This is a genomic window from Streptomyces sp. RKND-216, assembly GCF_004795255.1.
Taxonomy (GTDB): Bacteria; Actinomycetota; Actinomycetes; order Streptomycetales; family Streptomycetaceae; genus Streptomyces; species Streptomyces hazeniae.
Window position 1 is genome coordinate 2,510,853 of sequence record NZ_SSBQ01000002.1, and the last position, 20,927, is coordinate 2,531,779.

At 74.0% G+C, this 20,927-nt stretch carries 19 protein-coding genes and 1 tRNA gene; 12 read left to right on the top strand and 8 right to left on the bottom strand.

All coding sequences use genetic code 11. The annotated features are described in order from the left end of the window. Positions 1–211: 211 nt before the first annotated feature. The gene (locus E4198_RS11115) at positions 212–775 is read right to left on the bottom strand and encodes a DinB family protein (RefSeq protein WP_136183010.1); all 564 of its coding nucleotides are present in this window, start codon (positions 773–775) and stop codon (positions 212–214) included. Positions 776–1,001: 226 nt separating this feature from the next. Further along, positions 1,002–1,895, bottom strand: a complete 894-nt coding sequence (locus E4198_RS11120; RefSeq protein WP_247597631.1) for a helix-turn-helix transcriptional regulator — start codon at positions 1,893–1,895, stop codon at positions 1,002–1,004. A gap of 273 nt (positions 1,896–2,168) precedes the next feature. Here E4198_RS11120 and E4198_RS11125 point away from each other — a divergent pair, with 273 nt between their 5' ends. Continuing rightward, positions 2,169–2,945, top strand: a complete 777-nt coding sequence (locus E4198_RS11125) for an ATP-binding protein (protein WP_136183011.1) — start codon at positions 2,169–2,171, stop codon at positions 2,943–2,945. A gap of 86 nt (positions 2,946–3,031) precedes the next feature. Here the strand turns inward: E4198_RS11125 and E4198_RS11130 are convergent, their stop codons facing one another. Next, positions 3,032–3,271, bottom strand: a complete 240-nt coding sequence (locus E4198_RS11130) for a DUF397 domain-containing protein (protein WP_136183012.1) — start codon at positions 3,269–3,271, stop codon at positions 3,032–3,034. A gap of 534 nt (positions 3,272–3,805) precedes the next feature. Between E4198_RS11130 and E4198_RS11135 the strand changes: the two genes are divergently transcribed. The 4 genes from E4198_RS11135 to E4198_RS11150 all read left to right on the top strand — a co-directional run bounded on the left by E4198_RS11135 (position 3,806) and on the right by E4198_RS11150 (position 10,961). Next, positions 3,806–4,774, top strand: coding sequence for a DUF3048 domain-containing protein (locus tag E4198_RS11135; protein WP_136183013.1), 969 nt, complete (start codon positions 3,806–3,808; stop codon positions 4,772–4,774). A 169-nt stretch (positions 4,775–4,943) separates the two neighbouring features. Further along, positions 4,944–6,860, top strand: coding sequence for an ABC transporter ATP-binding protein (locus E4198_RS11140; RefSeq protein ID WP_136183014.1), 1,917 nt, complete (start codon positions 4,944–4,946; stop codon positions 6,858–6,860). Between the two features lie 195 nt (positions 6,861–7,055). Beyond that, positions 7,056–8,084, top strand: coding sequence for a rod shape-determining protein (locus tag E4198_RS11145; protein WP_136183015.1), 1,029 nt, complete (start codon positions 7,056–7,058; stop codon positions 8,082–8,084). 498 nt (positions 8,085–8,582) lie between these two features. Beyond that, entirely contained in the window at positions 8,583–10,961 is a 2,379-nt protein-coding gene (locus tag E4198_RS11150; RefSeq protein WP_136183016.1) for a SpoIIE family protein phosphatase, read from the top strand. 30 nt (positions 10,962–10,991) lie between these two features. Here the strand turns inward: E4198_RS11150 and E4198_RS11155 are convergent, their stop codons facing one another. The 5 genes from E4198_RS11155 to E4198_RS11175 all read right to left on the bottom strand — a co-directional run bounded on the left by E4198_RS11155 (position 10,992) and on the right by E4198_RS11175 (position 13,941). Further along, positions 10,992–11,939, bottom strand: coding sequence for a sulfite exporter TauE/SafE family protein (locus E4198_RS11155; RefSeq protein WP_136183017.1), 948 nt, complete (start codon positions 11,937–11,939; stop codon positions 10,992–10,994). Positions 11,940–12,114: 175 nt separating this feature from the next. After that, positions 12,115–12,573: an Rrf2 family transcriptional regulator gene (locus tag E4198_RS11160; RefSeq protein ID WP_136183018.1), complete on the bottom strand. Its 459-nt coding sequence runs from the start codon at positions 12,571–12,573 to the stop codon at positions 12,115–12,117. Positions 12,574–12,631: 58 nt separating this feature from the next. Continuing rightward, on the bottom strand, positions 12,632–13,438 hold the full coding sequence (locus E4198_RS11165; RefSeq protein ID WP_136183019.1) for a VOC family protein: 807 nt from the start codon (positions 13,436–13,438) through the stop codon (positions 12,632–12,634). 102 nt (positions 13,439–13,540) lie between these two features. After that, complete coding sequence (locus tag E4198_RS11170; protein ID WP_136183020.1) at positions 13,541–13,750, bottom strand: hypothetical protein; 210 nt, start codon at positions 13,748–13,750, stop codon at positions 13,541–13,543. 117 nt (positions 13,751–13,867) lie between these two features. Beyond that, a tRNA-Met gene (locus tag E4198_RS11175) sits at positions 13,868–13,941 on the bottom strand. Between the two features lie 73 nt (positions 13,942–14,014). On the opposite strand from E4198_RS11175, the gene E4198_RS11180 reads away from it, so the two are divergent. The 7 genes from E4198_RS11180 (at position 14,015) to E4198_RS11210 (ending at position 20,903) form a co-directional block, all read left to right on the top strand. Beyond that, entirely contained in the window at positions 14,015–14,440 is a 426-nt protein-coding gene (locus E4198_RS11180) for a DUF6153 family protein (RefSeq protein ID WP_168711416.1), read from the top strand. A gap of 78 nt (positions 14,441–14,518) precedes the next feature. Next, the gene (locus tag E4198_RS11185; protein ID WP_136183022.1) at positions 14,519–15,211 is read left to right on the top strand and encodes a DUF305 domain-containing protein; all 693 of its coding nucleotides are present in this window, start codon (positions 14,519–14,521) and stop codon (positions 15,209–15,211) included. 191 nt (positions 15,212–15,402) lie between these two features. Then, the gene (locus tag E4198_RS11190) at positions 15,403–16,854 is read left to right on the top strand and encodes an FAD-linked oxidase C-terminal domain-containing protein (protein ID WP_136183023.1); all 1,452 of its coding nucleotides are present in this window, start codon (positions 15,403–15,405) and stop codon (positions 16,852–16,854) included. Then, positions 16,851–17,972, top strand: coding sequence for a (Fe-S)-binding protein (locus E4198_RS11195; protein WP_136183024.1), 1,122 nt, complete (start codon positions 16,851–16,853; stop codon positions 17,970–17,972). The genes E4198_RS11190 and E4198_RS11195 overlap by 4 nt, the downstream gene beginning before the upstream one ends. Positions 17,973–18,001: 29 nt before the next feature. Next, complete coding sequence (locus E4198_RS11200; protein ID WP_136185319.1) at positions 18,002–18,763, top strand: (Fe-S)-binding protein; 762 nt, start codon at positions 18,002–18,004, stop codon at positions 18,761–18,763. Beyond that, the gene (locus tag E4198_RS11205) at positions 18,760–20,256 is read left to right on the top strand and encodes a lactate utilization protein B (RefSeq protein ID WP_136183025.1); all 1,497 of its coding nucleotides are present in this window, start codon (positions 18,760–18,762) and stop codon (positions 20,254–20,256) included. Before E4198_RS11200 ends, E4198_RS11205 begins: the two co-directional genes overlap by 4 nt. Next, positions 20,253–20,903: an LUD domain-containing protein gene (locus E4198_RS11210; protein WP_136183026.1), complete on the top strand. Its 651-nt coding sequence runs from the start codon at positions 20,253–20,255 to the stop codon at positions 20,901–20,903. The genes E4198_RS11205 and E4198_RS11210 overlap by 4 nt, the downstream gene beginning before the upstream one ends. The last annotated feature ends 24 nt before the right edge of the window (positions 20,904–20,927 follow it).

A 20,927-nucleotide genomic window follows, 5' to 3' on the forward strand; every position in this document is an offset into this window, starting at 1 on the left:
GCACCAGAGTGGGCACCCGGTCGAGGTGATGTCTCTCCGCACGCCCCGGCCAGCATGCCGCATGCCCCGGCATACCCCGAAACGGGTGAAACCCCCTGTTGGGGATATCACACCTTCATACGGGTGAAACCCCCGCCGTGGAGGGCCGCGGGCGGGGATGCCTCGAACCCTCGGCGCAGCCCTCCGCACACGGCCCTCCGGGACGGGTGCCTCATTCGAAGGCGGACCAGTCCGGCTCCGGCATCGCGCCGGTCTCGAAGACGAGGTCGAACGCGCCCTTGCCGTCGATCGACTCGCGGATCACGTCCGCGTGCCCGGCATGCCGCGCGGTCTCCTCGATCAGGTGCAGCAGCGCCCACCGCCAACTCCGGTCGCCGCCGGCGTCCCACGGGGCGGGCGGCACGGTGAAGGTCGCGTCCATGGACATCACCGCTCGGACGGACTCCTCCGTCTCGCGGGCGACCTCGTCATAGAGGGCCAGCAGCGCCTCGACCGTCTCGTCCGCGTGCGGCGTAAAGCTGTCCTCCCACTCCTTGCTCGCCTCCTCGTAGTCGGTCGTCTCGCCGCGCATGGTCCGCAGCCAGCCGCGCTCGCCGTGCGCCAGGTGCTTGAGCACGCCGAGTACCGACAGGGCGCTGGCCGACGGCAAGCTGCGCGCCTGCTCCTCGGTCAGCCCGTGCAGGGCTCGGCGGACACCGCCACGCTGGGCCTCCAGGTAGGCCAGGAGCGCGCCGCGCTCGTCGCCCGGGGCCTCGTTCTCCACCACGACCGGCATGATCGCCACCTTTCGTCGGGGCCGCCGCCCACTCGCGCGTCGCGAGCCGGGGAATCGGCCTCCCTCTCCCGTCACCTCTCACGCTACGGAGACTTGCGGACGATTTCGGTCCTCGAAGAGCGCGGCGTGCGGGGAGAGCGCCGAGGCGGCAGGAAGCTGGGGCGGGGCGGGGCGGCGAGGCGGGCGCCGGGGATGGCCGCCCGGAGACCGGCGGAGGCGGGGCAGCTCAGTCGGCGCGGCGGAGGCGCAGCAGCTGGTCGCGGGTCTCGGCGGCGGAGCGGCCGTATTCCACAAGGCGGGAGAGGACGCCGTCGTAGCGCTCGACCTCCTCCGGCTTGTCCAGGTAGAGCGCGCTGGTCAGCTGCTCGATGTAGACGATGTCGGAGAGGTCGGACTCGGGGAAGCGCAGCAGCGTGAAGGCGCCGCTCTCCGCCGAGTACGCGCCGGCGCCGAGCGGGAAGACCCGGAGGGTGACGTTGTCGCGCTCGGAGAGCTGGGCGAGGTGTTCGAGCTGCCGGTTCATCACGGCCGGGGTGCCGAACGGTCGCCGCAGAGCGGCCTCGTCCAGGACGCAGAGGAACCGGGGCGGGTCGTCGGCGAGCAGCAGTCTCTGCCGCTCCATGCGCAGCGCGACCCGGCGTTCGACCTCCTCGGCGGGCAGCCCGTTCCGGCCGCTGGTGACGACGGCGCGGGCGTACTCCTCGGTCTGGAGGAGGCCGTGGACGTACTGCACCTCGTAGGTGTTGATGCCCGAGGCCGCGCTCTCCAGTCCGACGTAGGTCTGGAACCAGCCGGGCAGCACGTCGCTGTAACTGTGCCACCAGCCGGCCTTGTTGGCGTCCCGGGCCAGGTCGAGCAGCGGTTCGCGATCGTCGGCGTCGGTCACGCCGTAGAGGGTGAGGAGGTCTTCGACGTCGCGGGTCTTGAAGCCGACCCGGCCGAGCTCCATGCGGCTGATCTTGGACTCGGAGGCGCGTATCGACCAACCCGCGGCCTCCCGGGTCACCCCGCGCGCCTCCCGCAGTCGCCGCAGCTGGGATCCGAGCAGAATGCGGCGGACCATCGAACCGCTGGCGCCCTGCGCTGCGCCGCCCACGGCACCCGCCGTCCTGGTGTCCATCTCGTCAACCTCCACCCCTGAACGGAGCAGTCTGCCATCTCGGGCTCCGTTCCGTGCCCGTGCGGTTACACACGACGGAAACTTACAGATGCACGTGCATCTGCCCTTGCATATGTACGGAGCATTCGGAACGATGACATCGCACAAGTGCACGCGCGGCCATAGAAGTTGAATCCTCGACCACACCACGGGCAGGACCGCGCGCACGGGGAACACGAACGACCGGATCCGACCAGGATCGTTCACGACCGCACATGCCTGGAGTGGCTCGTCATGGGGACCGAACGAACGACCGCCGTGATCGAGCCGTTATGGCGCGGCCTCCCGCCGCTCGGTTCCGAGACACTGTCGGGCTCCGCCACCTGCACGCTGCCCCCGCGCCACGAGGCGGTGCGCAGCGCTCGGGACTTCACCCGTCGGACCCTGGAGCGCTGGGAGATCACCCGCGACCTCGACGAGATCGCCCTGGTCGTGTCCGAACTGGTCACCAACGCCCTGCGACACGGCCTGGAGCTGCGCACGGACGCCCCGCCGGGCCCCGCACACCCGGCGCCCCCGGAAGCGCGGTACCGGCGCGTTCCGGACCAGCGCCGTCCGGACGCACGGCACCCTGACCCGCGACCCTCGCGGCAGGAGCCCGGGGACCGGGACGGAAAGGCCGTGCGGCTCCAGTTGATGCGCTGGTCGGCCCGGCTCGTGTGCGCGGTGCGCGACCCCAGCGAGGCGCCCCCGCAGAAGAGCGGCCCCTCCTCGGCCGACTGCCCCGACGCCGCGCGCCCGGCGCCCGGCCGGCGGTCCGCGCCGGGTGTGCCGACCGAGGCGGCGGGCCTGAGCGAGGAACTGCGGGACCTGGCCGAGTTCGCCGACCTCGACGCCCTTCAGGCGTGCCCCGGACTCGCCGCCGAATCGGGACGGGGGCTGTATCTGGTGGACTCGTTCAGCGACGGCTGGGGCTGGCACCGGCTGACCGGGGTGCGGACCGGCAAGGTCGTGTGGGCGATGTTCCGCTACGCGCCCCGCTCACCCCGGCCGGGAACGTCCCGCGCCTGAATCCCCGGCGCCGGGTCCGCCCTGCCGTCACGGGCCCGGGGCACCACGCGTCCGGGACAGCCCTGGAGCAGCCCTTCAGGACTCGGTCAGTCGTGTACGAGGTGGTCGAACTCGCCCGCCTTGACGCCCAGCAGCAGCGCCTCCACCTCGGCCGGTGTGTAGACCAGCGCCGGGCCGCCCGGGAACCGGGAATTGCGCACCGCGACGTCGCCGCCCGGCAGCTTCGCGAATTCCACACACGTACCCTGCTGGTTGCTGAAGCGGCTCTTCTGCCAAGCGACGTCGCGCAGGTCGGCGGCGGTCATGCCGTTGTACGGGTGAGGCATTGCAATCTCCGTGAAACGCAGGGAAGTTGGGTGGCCCGCATGACGCTGACGATTCAACTGCCGTGAATCATAACCATGTTGCCGCCGCTTCCGCATGCGTGAATCCCAGGCGCGACTCCAGGTCGTGACGCCATCACAGCCGGTCAGAGAGGTGCGAGGAAGACCGCGAGGGAAAGCGGAATTCCATCCACCGCCCTTGCGTGCGGCGTGCAGGCACTGCATGACGGAACGTGGATATCGGCGGTCGAAATCGCGCCCCCGACCCGAAGGACGGTGCAATGCGGAATTGCGGAATCACTTTCCGTAGACCATCGGCGGATAGACCCGCGTGCGAAGCGGCCGGACGGAGCGGAGGATCTTCACCAGACCCACCTGCGGTGCGGCTCCCCGTTCAGGGGTACCACTGCAGGCAGGGGTCGAACATCAGAACGACCCGTACGGGAGGTGGCTGCCGTGGGGACACTCGCCAGGGACGACGACATACGACCGAGGCGACGGCGTCGGCGAGCGCGGCGTCTCACCGTCCCGGCCGGGATGCTGGTCCTCGCACTCGCCGCCGCGGCCTGCACCGGCCAGAACGGCGACGAGGATCCCCCCTCCACCCCACCCCCGCAGCCCACCGCCCAGCCCCCGACCGGCACACCCGACGCGCCCGCGGTCTCCCCCTTCACGGGGGAGGAGGGGAGGCAGCACGGCGTGCTGGCCGTCAAGCTCGGCAACACCCCCTCCGCCCGCCCGCACACCGGCCTCCGGGCGGCCGACCTGGTGTACGTGGAGAAGGTCGAGGGCGGCCTCAGCCGCCTCATGGCCGTCTACGCGAGCCGCACGCCCGACCGGGTCGGCCCGGTGCGCAGCGCCCGCGAGTCCGATCTGGAGCTGCTGCGGCAGTTCGGCCACCCCGCGTTCGCCTACTCGGGCGTGCGCAGCGCCCTCAAGGACGACCTGCGGAAGTCGCCCGTCCGCCGGGTGCCGGCCGGCGAGTCGCCGAACGCGTACACGCGCTCCTCCGGCCGGGCCGTGCCCGACAATCTCTACGTACGCCCGAAGGCCGCCCTGCGCGCCGCCGAGGACCCGAGCCGGCCGCGCGACATCGGGTTCCGCTTCGGCCCCGCGCCGGACGGCGGGAAGAAGGACGGCAGCCACACCGTGCGCTACCCCGCCGCGCGCTTCGGCTTCACCTGGTCGGCCGGGCAGGAGCGCTGGCTGGTCTCGATGGACGGCGCACCGGCACGCGGCGCGGACGGCGACCGGCTCGGCGCCCCCACGGTGGTCGTGCAGTACGTGACCATGCGCCCTTCGCGGTTCCGCGACGTCGCCGGGGCCGTCACGCCGTACATCGAGAGCGTCGGCTCCGGGCGGGCGAAGGTGCTGCGCGACGGCCGGGCGTACGACGTGCGCTGGAAGCGGCCCTCGGCCGCCGACGGCACCGCGTTCACCCTGCCCGGCGGCGCGCGGATGCCCTTCGACCGCGGGCAGGTGTGGATCGTCTACGCGGAACGCTGAGCCTCCGCCCGCAGCGGTCCCCCGCCCGGCGCCAACAGCGGCCGGCCGGGGCCGCCTGCGGTCCGCCGGCGGGAACAGCGACGGGCGCCCGCACCTTGACTTCAAGTGAAGTTCACGTACTAGCGTCGCAGTTGTCGCACCCGGCGAGACCTCACGGAGGACGAACGCGATGAGCATGGAGATCACCGCGTGGAGCGCTCTGCACCACGCACGCAACGCCAAGGAGGGCGAGAACCCGTTCTCCCGGGAAACCCTCGGCCGCATCGTCCGTTTCGCCCGCCCCCATCACCGCCGCATCCTGTTCTTCCTGCTGCTCAGCAGCGTCGTCGCGGGCCTCGCGGTGGCCACCCCGCTGCTCGCCGGCCGGGTGATCGACGCCATCGTGGGCGACGAGTCGACCGGCATGGTGCTCGGCCTCGCGGCGCTGATCGCGGGCATCGCGCTCGCCGAGGCGGCGGCGGGCATCGCCACCCGTGCGCTGTCCGCCCGGATCGGCGAGGGCCTCATCCTCGACCTGCGCACCGCGGTCTACGACCACGTGCAGCGGATGCCCGTCGCCTTCTTCACCCGCACCCGCACCGGCGCCCTGGTCAGCCGGCTGAACAACGACGTGATCGGCGCACAGCGCGCCTTCAGCGGCGCCCTCTCCGGCGTTGTCAGCAACCTCGTGACGCTGCTGCTCACGCTGGTCGTCATGCTGACTCTCTCCTGGCAGGTCACCCTGCTGGCGCTGGCCCTGCTGCCCGTGTTCGTGCTGCCCGCACGCCGGATGGGCACCCGGCTCGCCGCCATGGAGCACGAGCGCGCGGCCCACAACTCCGCGATGAGCACCCGGATGACCGAACGCTTCTCCGCGCCCGGCGCCACACTGGTGAAGCTCTTCGGACGGCCCGCGGAGGAGTCCGACGAGTTCGCGGCCCGGGCGCGGCGGGTGCGGGACATCGGCGTGCGGACCGCGATGCTCCAGCACTACTTCATCACCGCGCTCACCCTCGTCTCGGCGCTCGCCCTCGCGCTCGTCTACGGCCTCGGCGGCTTCTACGCGCTGCGCGGCACGCTCGACCCGGGCTCGGTGGTCGCCCTCGCCCTGCTGCTCACCCGCCTCTACGCACCGCTGACCGCGCTGGCCAGCGCACGGGTGGAGGTGAGTAGCGCCGTGGTGAGCTTCCAGCGGGTCTTCGAGGTGCTCGACCTCCGGCCGTTGATCGCCGAGCGGCCCCGTCCCGCAGCCGTCCCCGCGGGCGGCGTGTCGGTGGAGTTCGACGACGTCCGCTTCTCCTACCCCTCCGCCGACAAGGTCTCCCTGGCGTCGCTGGAGGAGGTCGCCACCCTGGACCGGCGCGGCGGCGAGGAGGTGCTGCACGGCATCTCGTTCCGCGCCGAGCCCGGGCAGATGATCGCCCTGGTCGGCTCGTCCGGCGCGGGCAAGTCCACCGTCGCCCAGCTCGTGCCGCGGCTGTACGACACGGACAGCGGCGCCGTGCGGCTCGCCGGGACCGACGTGCGGGAGCTGAGCGCCGAGTCGCTACGCCGGACCCTCGGCATGGTCACCCAGGACGGCCACCTCTTCCACGACACCGTCCGCGCCAACCTGCTGCTGCCCCGGCCGGACGCCGACGACGAGGAGCTGTGGGACGCGCTGCGCCGCGCCCGCCTGGACGGCCTGGTCGCGGCCCTGCCGGACGGCCTGGACACCGTCGTCGGCGAACGCGGCTACCGGCTCTCCGGCGGCGAACGCCAGCGGCTCACGATCGCCCGGCTGCTGCTCGCCCGGCCGCGCGTCGTCATCCTCGACGAGGCCACCGCGCACCTGGACTCCACCTCCGAGGCGGCCGTGCAGGAGGCGCTGGCCGAGGCGCTGGCGGACCGCACCTCGGTGGTCATCGCACACCGGCTGTCGACGGTGCGCGCGGCGGACCAGATCCTCGTGCTGGAGGAGGGCCGCATCGTGGAGCGCGGGACGCACGCCGAACTGCTGGACCTGGGAGGACGGTACGAGGAGCTGTACCGCACCCAGTTCAGCGAGCAGGCGGAGGAGCACGCGGAGGACACCCCCGGGGCGCTGACCCGGGCCGTCCGCGACTGACTCGACGTCAGCGCCACGTGGCGCAGGCGGAGTAGGCGGTGGAGGGCCGGGCGGGGCGTCCCGCCACCGGGGCCTCGCCCGTCCGGACCATCCCAGCGGGCGGGACCGCCCGGACGCCCGCACAGTGGTCGTGAGGGCCGCAGGGGTGGGCGGCCCGGGCCCGCCGACCACCCACCGGGAAGGACCCGATCCGCCGTGACCTTCAGCCTTGACCAGCTGCGCCGCTGCTCCGTGGCCGTCGACGTCGGTGCCGCCAGAACACGGGTGCACGTCAAGGACGCGGGGCTGCTCGTCGACGCCCCCTCCGTGGTCGCCGTCAACACCCTCTCCGGCGCGCTGATCGCGGTGGGCGCCTCGGCGGAACGGATGGAGGGGCGCACTCCGGAGCACATCCGGGTCGTCCGGCCGGTGGCGGGCGGCACGGTGAGCGACATCGAGATGGCCCAGCGGATGCTGCGGGCGATGCTCGGCGGGAAGGTGCGCCGTGCCTGGCGGTTCCGGCCCACGCTGCGGGCGGCCGCCTGCGTGCCGCACGACGCGGGCCCGCTCGCCCGCCGCGCGGCCATCGAGACGCTGGTCGGCGTGGGCGCCCGGCGGGTCGAGCTGGTCGACGCGCCGACCGCCGCCGGCATCGGCTGCGGACTGCCGGTGGAACAGCCCGAGGCCACCATGATCCTGGTCTGCGGGGCCACCACCACACAGGTGGCCGTGCTCGCGCTGGGCGCGGTGGTGGCGGCGGCGACGGTGCCGATGGGCGGCGACACCATCCACACGGCCCTAGTCCAGCATCTGCGCAACGAGCACGAGATCGTGCTGCTCAACCAGGCCGTACGACCGCTGCACCTGGCACTGCACGGAGCGGCCTCCGGGGCGGCCGGGCCCACCGAGGTGCACGGCCGGGACGTGGTCACCGGCCTGTCCCGGACGGTGTGGATCGACCCGGGCGAGGTGCGCGCGACCATCCAGGCACCGCTGACCGGTCTGGTGGACGCGATCCGCTCGGTGCTGCACCGCTGCCCGCCGGACCTGGTCGCCGACCTCGCCGACCGGGGCATGGTGCTGGCCGGCGGGACTGCGCTGCTGCCCGGCCTGGACAGCCGGTTGCGGGCGAGCACCGGTATGGCGGTGCACGTCACGGAGGATCCGGCGGGGTGCGCGGTGCGGGGCCTGGCGGCGATGATCGAGGGCCGTGTCCGGCCCCTCGCCGCCACCGCACGCGCCTGACGAGGCGCACGGGGAACCCGTGGGCCGGAGCGGAACGCGGACCGCCGGGAGCCCCGGGCGGCTGCCCGTTCGTCAGGACCGAGGTGCCCGCGGCTGCGGCAGCGGAACGCGCGGCGGAACGTCGGACGGCGCGCTGAAGAGCGACGGCGGCGGATACGGTGGCACGCCCGGCTGCCTGCCGTGCCTGAGCGCGGTCACCGCATCGATGCCGTAGGCCACTTCCCTGCACAGGCGGACAACGGTGGTCCAGGATGCGCGCATGGGGGATCGGTCTCCTGCTACCGGCCGGGGGACCCCGGCGACCAAGAAGGTGTACCGCCGATGGTGCCTCGCGCGGCGCCCGTGAGCCAGCGTTTTCCGCCTCTTCCGGGGAACGATTTTCGGCCGGTTCGCCGGCCGTCGGCCCGGCCCCGTCCCCACCGTCCCGGGAGTGCGGTCGGGCCCCTTCTGCCCCACCATGACAAGGGAGGCGAACGCTCCGGTGCCGAGGAGCCGCAGATGGCAGGCGACCCGATCACGTGGGGGCGCGACCATGCCCTCGTCCGATTGCTGACCTGCGTGGACGCCCCGACGCTCCTGGCCGCCGCGATGGACGCCGCACTGCCCGAGGACGCCCAGCGGGTCGGCGCGCTCTACCGTCAGCACGCCGACGGGCGGCTGACGTTGGACGCCTCGCTCGGTTTGAGCGAAGCCGCCCTCCGCGCGTACGCCACGATGACCGTCAGCTGGGACATCCCCGTCGCGGAGGCGGTGCGCTCGCGGGTGCCGGTCTACTCGCCCGCCGCGGACTTCCCCCGCACCCTGGTGCAGCCGGTCGCACGGCTGCGGGGGGCCGGCGCCGACTACGTCTACGTCTCGCTGCCGCTGCTCGCGGACGGCGACTGCCTGGGCGTCCTCGCCCTCCTGCTGCCCGCCGGGTTCGCCGCGATGGACGCGCACCGGGCGAGGCTGCGGGCCGTCGCCACGGTGTGCGCGCACCGGCAGCAGCGGATCCTCGCGAGCGACGGTGACAGCGACCGCGACGGTGACGGGGTCGGCGACGGCAACCCGGGCGACGTCGGCGGGCTGTCGCCCGCGCGGTCGCGCGGCGCCTCCGTGGCGTCCGGCGGGGCTACGGAGCGGGAGCCTCCGGTGGGGCTGGCCACCGACCGGGGCCGGGTCTCGATGCTCGACCTGGCCATGGCGGGCGCGGGCGTCGGCTCCTTCGACTGGGACTTCGCGAGCGGGCGGCTGGTCTGGGACGAGCGGCTGTGCCGGCTGTTCGGCATCGCACCGGACGCCTTCGACGGCCGGATCGAGACGTTCTTCGCCGCCGTGCTGCCCCAGGACCGCCGGGTGGTGGAGGAGGCCGTGGCGGAGAGCCGGGCCACCGGCAGGTACCACGCCGTGTTCAGGATCGCCCGCCCCGACGGCTCGGTGCGCTGGATCGACGCGGAGGGCCGGGTGATGTTCCTGCACGGCGGCGAGGCGCGGGGCATGACCGGCATCGCACAGGACCGCACGGAGGAGATCGAGCGGGAGGCGGAACGGCGCACCCGCAGGGACTTCGTCCTCAACCTCACCCGCGGCCTGGCGGCGGCCGTGACCACCGACGACGTGGTACAGGCCGTCATCCGGGAGGCGATGCCCACCCTCGGCGCCCGGTGGCTCGCGGTGTACCTGAGCCAGGAGCACGGCCCGGCGCGGCTGGTCGGCTCCACCGGGTTCGACGCGACGGACGCACGGCGCATGGAACGGCTCGCCCGCCGCGTGCACCGCGACCCGCTGCTGGACGCCCTCCGCTCCGGAAACCCGATGTTCGTGGAGTCGCCCCGCGAGTGGGCGCAACGGATGCCCGGCGAGCACTTCACACCGCCCGCCGACCAGCAGGCGTGGGCGCTGCTGCCGATGACGTCGGCGGAAGGACTGGTGGGCGTCTGCACGCTGATCTACGACCGGCCGCGCTCCTTCACCTCGGACGACCGTACGGTGCTGACCGCCGCCGGAGGCATCCTCGGCCAGTCCATCGCCCGTGCCCGGCTGCACGACACCCGCCGCCGGTACCTGACGGAGCTGCAGCGCCTGCTGCTGCCGATGCGTCTGCCGCAGACGCCGGGACTGGAGGTCGCGGCGTGCTACCGGCCCGGCTCGGCGGGCCTGGAGGTGGGCGGCGACTGGTACGACGTGGTGCCCCGTTCGGAGGGCCGGGTCGCGGTGATCATCGGTGACGTGCAGGGGCACAGCGTGCAGGCGGCGGGCGTGATGGGCCAGTTGCGCACCTCGATGCGCGCCTACGCATCCGAGGGTCACGGGCCCGCCGACCTGCTGGTGCGCGGCGGTCTCGCGCTGGAGGAGCTGGACACCGACCGGTTCGCCACCTGCTGCGTCGCGGAGATCGCCCCCCGCGACGGCGTGCTGCGCCTCGCCCGCGCAGGCCACCCGTACCCGCTGCTCCTGGACGGGGACGGCCGGGTGCGGCAGCTGGAGGTGCCGGGAGGGGTGCCGCTGGGCACGTTCGAGGAGCGCGACTACCCGGTGACGGAGACCGAGTTGCCGCGTGGCGGCGCCCTCCTTCTGTACACGGACGGCCTGGTGGAACGCCGCGGCGGCGACTACGCGGACGGGGTGGCCGCCCTGTGCGAACGTCTGGCCTGGTGGGGCGGTACGGCGGGGTCCGCCACGGGCACGCCGGGCGGGCCGGAAGGCCCGGACGGGGCCGGCGGCGGCCTGGAGGCAGCGGTGCAGCGGATCGCCGAGCCCGCCGCGTCCCGGCCGCTGCACGACGACATCGCGGCCGTGCTCGTACAGCTCACGGCCGCGCCCGGGCCGGCCGCGGCGACCGCGGCGCGGAGCACGACGGCCAGGGCGGACACGACGGGCACAGCCGTGAGCGGATGACGGGCGTGCGGCGCGAGGGCCGGGCCGGGCTCAGGCGGAGGGAACCGCCCGCTGCTGCTCGTGCTCCTCCGCGCCACCGGACACGCGGCTGCGCGCCACCTCGATCTCCCGGGCGCGGGTGCGCCGGTGGGCGCGGACCGCGTACGTCAGCGCGGCGGCCCAGACCGCGAACAGCGCGGCGTACACGGCGGTCGTCGCGGTACCACCCAGCGGGAGAAGGTCGCCGTCGAGCAGCGTCCGGACGTTGGTGACGATGATGAGACCGCCGACACCGGAGCCGAGGACCCGCGGCGGCACGTGCCGTACGAGCCAGGCGGCGAACGGCGCGGCGATCGCGCCGCCGACCAGCAGGGCCGCCGCCCAACCGAGGTTGACCCCCTCGGTGCCCAGGCCGAGGAGGAATCCGGCGCTCGCCGCGACGGTCACCACGAACTCGCTGGTGCTGATCGAGCCGATGACCTTGCGCGGTTCCAGCCGGCCGCTGGCCAGGATGGTGGAGTTGGCGACCGGCCCCCACCCGCCGCCGCCGGTGGCGTCGACGAACCCGGCCACCAGACCCAGCGGGGACAGGAAACGGTTCCGCAGCGGCTTGCCGAGATTGCCGGTCGGGAGGCCGGCGAGGGTGAACCGGGTCAGGACGTAGAGGCCGAGAACGATGAGGATGACCGCCATCACCGGCTTGGCGATCTGAGTGGAGAGCCCGGAGAGCACGGTGGCACCGGCGAAGGCGCCGACCGCGCCGGGCACACCGACCTTGGCGACCAGCCGCCAGTCGACGTTGCGGAAGCGCCAGTGCGCCAGGCCGGACGCGAGCGTGGTCCCGATCTCGGCCAGGTGCACGGTGGCCGAGGCGGCGGCCGGATTGGTGCCGGCGGCGAGCAGCAGCGTCGTCGAGGTGACGCCGTAGGCCATGCCCAGGCTCCCGTCGACCAGCTGTGCCCCCAGGCCGGCCAGCGCCAGCACGATCAGCGTGCGCATCTCCACCTCACTCACTCGACCGCGGGAACCGCCCGGGAGCACCACCCCTGGTTTCCCTAGTTTCCCTACTGGTTTTACAGGAATAGAGTCCACGAGAACGCGACGCCCCGCAAGCGCGGTCTCGAAGAGTGAGAACGCCGCAGGTCAGAGCATGATCATCGAGAGCGTCGCGGTACTACGGGTTCGTCCAGGCGTCCGGATCCTCGGCCAGCGCGTGCACGCGCCGGGGCAGCCGCGCGGCGGCGACGTCGGCGAGCGAGACCTCGCCCAGGATCTGCCGCACGTTGGCCCGGACCGCGATCCACAGCGGCAGCAGCGACTCCGCCGGGCCGGTGTAGGAGAGCTCCGGGGGCCGGGCGCCGCGCACGGACACCAGCGGCCCCTCGACGACGCGGATCACGTCCGCGATGGTGATGTTCTCGGCGGGCGCGGCCAGCCGGTAACCGCCGTTGCCTCCGCGCTGGCTGACCACCAGTCCGCCGCGCCGCATGTCGCCGAGGATGCCCTCGAGGAACTTGTGCGGAATGCCCTGCGCCTGAGCGAGCGCCTCGGCCTTCACCGGACCGGCGTCCCCCGCCGCCGCGAGTTCGAGCGCGGCCCGCACCGCGTAGTCCGCCTTGGCCGAGATCCGCATGCGCCCATTATCGTGCACGCCTCGGACCGGCCGGGCGCAGGCCCCGCCGGACGCCGCGTCAGCCCTCCATCGGCGCGGGCTTGAGGACGACGAACTCGGCGCCGTTCTGGTCGGTGCAGACCGCCATCCGGCCGACGCCCTCCGCGTCCTCCGGGCCCATCAGCAGGTCACCGCCGTGCTGCCGCACCCGCGCCACGGTGGCGTCGCAGTCGTCCGTGCCGAAGACGGGGTGCCAGTAGGCCTTGCCGCCGGTCTGCGGAAGCTGGTCGGCGGGCATCTGCATCAGCCCGCCGTGCATCCGCTCGGCTTCCTTCCCGGCCGGGGTGATCAGCGTGTACGTCATGCTGCCGTCGCCCGGCATCGGCATGTCCTCGTACTGCCAGCCGAACAGCCCGCGGTAGAAGTCCTTCGCACCTCCGGCGTCCGGGGTGTACAACTCGATCCAGCCGAGCGACCCCGTATCGTCCACGCGCTCCAGACCGCTGCTCTCGGCCCCCTGCTGCCAGACCGCGAACTGGCCTCCCTGCGGGTCGGTGAGCTGCGCCATCGTGCCCCACGGACCGGCGTCCATCAGCTCGCCGCGCAACGCGCCGCCCGCGCTCTCCACCTGCTGGGCGACGGCCTTGGCGTCGTCGGTGCGGAAGTAGACCATCCACGCCGAGCGGGCACCGTCCTCGGTGAGCTTTCCGACGGCGCCCACCGTGCTGCCGTCCTTGCGGAACGCGCCGTAGCCCTCCGCGTCGGGGCCGAAGGACTGGTACTCCCAGTCGAAGACCCCGTTGTAGAAGGAGGCAGCCGCCTCGACGTCCGGCGCCCCCAGGTCCAGCCAGCACGGTGATCCGTTCACGAAGTCGGTGGTGATCATGGGGAGCCCCTCTGTCCTCCGGTCGCAGCACCTCTGCTCTCTCAGCGTCCCACCACCCACCGACACCCGCCGCTCGGCGCGCCCCGCAGGGGATGCAGTCGGCTACCGCTTCGCCTCGGGCTCGCGCGGGGCGAGGGCGGCGGCCACGAGCGGCCTCGGCTCGTCCGCGTGGAACCGCAGCGTCCGCGCCAGCGCCGTGCGCCCCAGCGACCCCCGGACCGCCTCCTCCTGGCGTGCGAGGTCGGCGTCGAGTGCGGTGAGGTGGTCTCTCCGATCCGCATGCGGCCAGTAGAAACGTTGACGTCGCGACAAAGTCAACCCGGCGCACGGGCGCGCGGCAGTGTGCCCAAGGGGCATGCGGGTCGGCCTGACTTCCGCACACCGACAGCACGAAGGCCCGGCAGGAATCTGCCGGGCCTTCGCCTTCAGTAGCGGGGACAGGATTTGAACCTGCGACCTCTGGGTTATGAGCCCAGCGAGCTACCGAGCTGCTCCACCCCGCGTCGGTGATCCCTACTGTACGGCATGCCCGGCCCATTCACGAAATCCGTTCCCGGCACCCGTACGATGACCGCCATGACAGGGCGGCAGCGGCGTTCGGCGCGGCACGGTCGGGCACGAGCCCTGCCGGTACTGGTGCTCGTGCTGCTGGCCGGCGTGCTGGCCATGCACGGCCTGGGACCGACCCCGGCCCCCACGGCAGACCGGGGGCACGGCCACCACGCCGCCGCTCCGGTGACAGCGCCCGCGTCCGCGCACGGCCGGGCATCCGCGCCGTGCGGGAACGCCGCGCTCACCGAGGGCGGTCACGACGGCCACCTCCGGCACGCGGACGCCACCTGCGCGGCCGCCGGCGTGGCCGGCGCACCCGCCCTGCCGGACCTCCCGCGGTCCGCCGAGGCCCCGGTCGCGGACGCCGCGCCCGCTCTCCCGGGCCGCAGCGACACCCGGGGCACCCGCGCCCCGCCCTCCCTCAGCGCCCTGCAACTCCTGCGCATATAGGCGCGCCCGGCCGCGACGCCACCCGGCGCGCGGCCCCGCCCGCCCGACCTTCACACAACGCACAGGAGTCGCTTCACCATGACCACGAACCGTTTCACCGCACGCCGTTCCCGCGTCCACCGGGCGGCGGGGTCCGCTGTCGCGGTCACCGCCGCCCTCGTCCTCGCCGCCTGCGGCGGCGCAGGCGGCACCTTCGGGCAGGGCGGCGGCCGCGGCGCCGAGGCCGCCGCCTCGCCGTCCGCCTCCGCCCCGCAGGAGACGCAGCGGCACAACGCCGCCGACGTCGCCTTCGCCCAGGGGATGATCCCGCACCACCGCCAGGCGGTCACCATGTCCGGACTGTCTGGGACCCGGGCCGCCTCGGGCGAGGTGCGGGAGCTGGCGGAGAAGATCGAGAAGGCCCAGGCTCCGGAGATCAGGACGATGTCCCGCTGGCTGAGGACGTGGGGGGAGAAGGTGCCCTCGGGCGACACCCACGGCGGGCAGGACGGCGCCTCCGGTCACGACGGTCACGGCGGCCACGGGTCCGGGGAGCCGATGCCCGGCATGCTGTCCGCCGACGACATGACGGAGCTGGAGGAGTCCACGGGCACGTCCTTCGACGAGGCCTTCCTGCGTCTGATGATCGAGCACCACGAGGGCGCGGTCGCGATGGCGGGGACCGAGCTCAAGGAGGGCGCGTACCAGCCCGCCCTGGACCTCGCCGACACGATCATCGAGGCGCAGACCGCCGAGATCGCCGCGATGCGGAAGATGCTCGGCGGGCACTGAGCCCGCGGGGGCCGGTTGCGGGGTGCGGCACGACCCGGCACCGGCCCTCGGCCGCCGCCTCCCTGTCCCCGTTCGCCCCGACGGTGTCGCGGATCACCCGCACGCAGCACACTGGTCTCTCCATCCGCCCGCAGCCGACGAGAAGACACCGGAGGAACGATGGGGACGACGAGCCGCCCGGGGGCGGGCCGATGACCGCGCACACCGAACGGGCCGCCGGGCGCGCCACACCCCCGAGTGAGCGGACCGACACCGCCGCCGAAGGGCGGACCGGCGAACTCGCCGACGCACTCGCCGCGCTCGTCGGCCGGGAACACGTACGGGTCGAGCCCGGGCAGCTCGCCGCATACGCCCGGGACGCCACCCCGCTGTTCCACGCGCCACCGGACGTGGTGGTGTTCCCCGGCAGCACCGCGGAGGTCGCCGCCGTGCTGCGGCTGGCCACCGAACGCGGTGTGCCGGTGGTCCCGCGCGGCGCGGGCTCCAACCTGTGCGCCGGGACCGTCGCCCTGCACGGCGGGGTGATGCTGGTCCTGACCCGCCTGAACCGCGTGCTGGAGATCAGCCCCGGCGAACTGCTCGCCCGGGTGCAGACCGGAGTGACGACCGCGCAGCTCGCCGACGCCGCCGGTGATGCCGGGCTGCTCTACGCCCCCGACCCGGGCAGCCGCACCGTCTCCACCGTCGGCGGCAACGTCGCCACCTGCGCGGGCGGCCTGCGCGGCCTGAAGTACGGCGTGACCCGCAACTACGTGCTCGGCCTGGAGGCCGTGCTGCCCACCGGCGAGATCGTGCGTACCGGCGGCCGGCTGTGGAAGGACGTCGCGGGCTACGACCTCACCCGCCTGCTCACCGGCTCCGAGGGCACCCTCGCGGTGATCACCGAGGTGACCGTGGCGCTGCTGCCGAAGCCCGCCGACACCGGCACCGGCGTCGCCTACTTCGATTCGCTCGCCGACGCCTCCCGCGCCGTGGCGGCCGTCATCGCCGCGGGCGTCGTCCCGGCGACGCTGGAGTTCCTGGACCGCAAGTGCATCGAAGCGGTCGAGGCGTTCGCCGGGCTCGGCCTGCGCACCGACGCCGGTGCGCTGCTGCTGTTCGGCGACGACGGCGACCCGTCGGTGGTCGCCGGCAACCTGAGCCGCATCCAGGAGGTCTGCACCGCCGCCGGCGCCCTGGAGGTCACCCTCGCGGAGAACGTCGCGCGGGCCGACGCGCTGCTCGCCGCCCGGCGCTGCGGCCTGCCCGCCCTGTCCCGGCTCGGCTCGCTCACCATCCTGGAGGACGCGACCGTGCCCCGGCACCGGCTGGCCGAGATGGTCGGGCGCATCGACGAGATCGCCGAACGGCACGGCCTGCTCATCGCCACCTTCGGACACGCGGGCGACGGCAACCTCCACCCCACCTGCGTCGTCGACCCGGACGACACCGGGGCCGTGGAGCGCGCCCACCAGGCGTTCGGCGAGATCTTCGCCGCAGCCCTCGCACTCGACGGCACCATCACCGGCGAACACGGCGTGGGCGCCGCCAAGCTGCCCTACCTCGCCGACCGCCTCGGCGACGACCAGATGGCCCTGCTGCGCCGCATCAAGCACGCCTTCGACCCGGCGGGCATCCTCAACCCCGGAAAGCTCGGCTCATGACGACCGAACCCCCGCAGCCCGGCCCGCCCGCCGAAGGCCCCGGCACCGGGCGCGGCCTCTTCGACAAGCAGCAGCTGGACCGCTGCATCTCGTGCGGGTTCTGCCTCCCCGCCTGCCCCACGTACTCCCTCACCGGCGACGAGGCGTCCTCCCCGCGCGGCCGCATCACACTGATGCGCGCCCTGGAGACCGGCGAACTCCCCGCCGACGACCCCACGCTGGCGGAGGAGTCGTCGTACTGCCTGGGATGCCGCGCGTGCGAGACGGTCTGCCCGGCGGGCGTGGAGTACGGGCAACTGCTGGAACAGTGGCGGGACCACCAGTGGAGCGGCCCGAAGCGGCCATGGATCGTCCGCCTGCTGACCGCGCTGGTCGCCCGGCCGTTCCTGCTGCGCCTCCAAGGGCTGGTGCGCCGCCACGCCCGTCCGTCCGGCGGCGGCCCGGCCGACGGGCCCTCGCTGATGCTGGGATGCGTCGAACGCGGCCTGTACCCCGCGGTCTCGCGGGCCGCACTGCGGCTGCGGCCCGAACTGAACGTGCCACCGGGGCAGGGCTGTTGCGGTGCGCTGCACGCCCACAACGGCGACTCCGCCACCGGAAAGGCGCTCGCCGAGGAGCTGGGCAGGCGACTGCCCGGCACCCTCGTGACCACCGCAGGCGGCTGCGCCGCCCACCTCGCCCACCACCTTGGCCCCGACCGGGTGCGGGAGTTCGGCGACCACCTGCACCGCGAGGGCCACGTGCCCGCCGGGCGGGTGACCGTCGACGGCCGCCCGGCCCGCGTCGGGTTGCAGGACTCCTGCCACCTGCGCAACGGGCTCGGCGTCACCCGCCCGCCGCGCGAACTGATCGCCGCCGTCGCGGAGTACGTGGAGGTGCCGGGCGCCGGGGACTGCTGCGGCGCCGCCGGCACGTACGCGATGCTCCGGCCGGCGGACAGCCGTGCCGTGCTGGACCCGAAGCTGGCGGCCCTCGCGGAGGCCGACCTCGATTTCGTCGTCGCCGTCAACCCCGGCTGTCTCCGGCAGCTGCGGCAGGGTCTGCGCCGTACGGGCGCCCGCGCCCGCGCCGTGCACCTCGCGGAACTGCTCGCCCTGGCGGAGGAGGACCGCACGTGACCGCCTCCGCACCCGGCCCGGGCGCCGGGCTGCGCGTCGCCCTGTTCGTGACCTGCGTGAACGACGCGCTGTACCCGGAGACGGGACGGGCGGTCGTACGGCTGCTGGAACGGCTGGGCGTCGAGGTCGACTTCCCCGCGGCCCAGACCTGCTGCGGCCAGCCGCAGTACAACACCGGCCACCGGCGGGCGGCCGAGCCGCTGCTGCGGCGCACGGCCGCAGCGTTCGCGGGCTACGACCACGTCGTCGCGCCCTCCGGCAGTTGCGTCGCCATGGTCCGCGACGGCTACCCGCGGATGGGGGATCGGGCCCGGGCCGAGGGCCGCGGCGACGCCCTCGCCGCGGCCGCCGCCGCTCTGGTGCCGCGGGTGCGGGAACTGACCGAGTTCCTGGTGGACGTGCTCGGCGTCACCGACGTCGGCGCGTACTACCCGCACACCGTCACCTACCACCCGTCCTGCCACGGGCTGCGGACGCTGGGGCTGGGGGACCGTCCGCTGCGGCTGCTGCGGGCCGTGCGCGGTCTGACCCTGATCGAGCTGCCCGGCGCCGAGGAGTGCTGCGGTTTCGGCGGCACGTTCGCGGTGAAGAACGAGGCCGTGTCGGTGGCCATGGGACGGGACAAGGTGGACCACGCCCTCGCCACCGGCGCCGACACGCTGTGCGGGGCGGACAACTCCTGCCTGATGCACCTCGACGGCCTGATCCGGCGGCAGGACGCGCCCGTACGCCCCCTCCACCTCGCCGAGATCCTCGCCGGCACCAAAGCGGACCGGAGGCCCCCGCGATGAACACCGCCTACCTCGGGATGCCGACCTTCCCCCGGGCCGCCGCCGGGTCCGTCCGCGACACGCGGCTGCGCGCCAACCTCACGCACGCCACGCACACCATCCGCGACAAGCGGGCCGCCGCCGTCGCCGAAATCGACGACTGGGCGCGGTTGCGGCAGGCCGGAAAGGACATCAAGGACCGGACGCTGCGCCACCTCGACCACTACCTCCTCCAGACCGAACGGGCCGTCACCGCGGCGGGTGGGCAGGTGCATTGGGCGGCGGACGCCGACGAGGCGAACCGCATCGTCGCCGACCTGGTCCGCGCCACCGGCGAACGGGAGGTCGTCAAGGTCAAGTCGATGGCCACCCAGGAGATCGGCCTCAACGAAGCGCTCGCCGCCGAGGGCGTGGCCGCGTACGAGACGGACCTCGCGGAGCTCATCGTGCAGCTCGGCGAGGACCTGCCCTCGCACATCCTGGTCCCGGCGATCCACCGCAACCGCGGGGAGATCCGCGACCTCTTCCGCGAGGCGATGGGCCGCTGGGGACGGCCGGCGCCCGACACGCTGACCGACCGGCCCTCCGACCTGGCCGAGGCGGCACGGCTGCACCTGCGGGAGAAGTTCCTGCGCGCGAAGGTCGCCGTCTCCGGGGCGAACTTCCTCGTCGCCGAGACCGGCACCGTGGTCGTGGTGGAGTCCGAGGGCAACGGCCGGATGTGCCTCACGCTGCCGGAGACGCTGATCTCCGTCGTCGGCATCGAGAAGGTCGTGCCGACCTGGCAGGACCTGGAGGTGTTCCTGCAACTGCTGCCGCGCTCCTCCACCGCCGAGCGGATGAACCCCTACACCTCGATGTGGGCCGGTGTGGCGGAGGGCGACGGTCCGCGCGCCTTCCACCTCGTGCTGCTCGACAACGGCCGCACCGCCACCCTCGCCGACCAGGTGGGCCGGCAGGCGCTGCGCTGCATCCGCTGCTCCGCCTGCCTGAACGTCTGCCCGGTGTACGAGCGGGCCGGCGGCCACGCGTACGGCTCGCCGTACCCCGGGCCGATCGGCGCCATCCTGACGCCCCAGCTGCGCGGTCTGCAGAGCGATGTGGACGCCTCCCTGCCGTACGCCTCCTCGCTGTGCGGCGCCTGCTACGAGGTGTGCCCGGTCGCCATCGACATCCCCGAGGTCCTCGTCCACCTGCGGGAACGGGTCGCGGAGGAGGCCGCCGGGCACCGCCGGGAGCGGGCGGGCGTACGGGCGGCGACATGGCTGCTGGACCACCCGGCGGCGTACGCGGCAGCCCTGCGGGCCGGTGCCCGCACCCGGCGTCTCCAGCCGGAACGACTGCGCCTGCCCGGGGCAGCCGGGTCGTGGAGCGCGTCCCGCGACCTGCCCCGCATGCCCGCGGCGTCCTTCCGCGACTGGTGGCGGGCGCACCGCGCCCGGCCGCGCGACGCCCGGCACGGCGAAGGCGGGCCCGGCGCACCCCCGTTCCGCGAAGGAGGGGAGGCCCGGTGAACGGCTCCCGCGACCTCGTCCTGGCCCGCATCCGCACCGCCCTCGCGGACGTACCGACCGCGGAGTCGCCGGGCGGCCACCCGGTCGCCCGCGCCTACCGGAGCGCGCACACCTCCGAGGACCCGGCCGCCCTGCGCACGCTGCTCGCCGAGAACCTCGCCGACTACCGGGCGACCGTCCACCGCACCACGTCCGGCGCCCTGCCCGCCCTCGTCTCCGAGCTCCTGGCCGCGCGCGGGACCCGCACCCTGGCCGTACCGGCCGACCTGCCGCCACGGTGGCTCACCGCGCTCCACGGCGTGGAGCTCGTGCGCGACGCGCCCACCCTGACGGCCGCCCGGCTGGACGCCGCCGACAGCGTGCTCACCGGCTGCGCGCTGGCCGTGGCCGAGACGGGCACCGTGGTGCTCGACGCCGGTCCCGCGCAGGGACGCCGGGCTCTCACCCTCGTTCCCGACCACCACGTCTGCGTCGTCCATGCCGACCGGATCGTGGCGTCCGTCCCCCGGGCGCTCCCTCTGCTGGACCCAAGGCGCCCGCAGACCTGGATCTCCGGGCCGTCCGCCACCAGCGACATCGAACTCACCCGCGTCGAAGGCGTGCACGGCCCCCGCTCCCTGGAGTGCGTCCTCGTCGAGCCGGAGTGAAACGGCGACCGGGTCGGGCGGCGG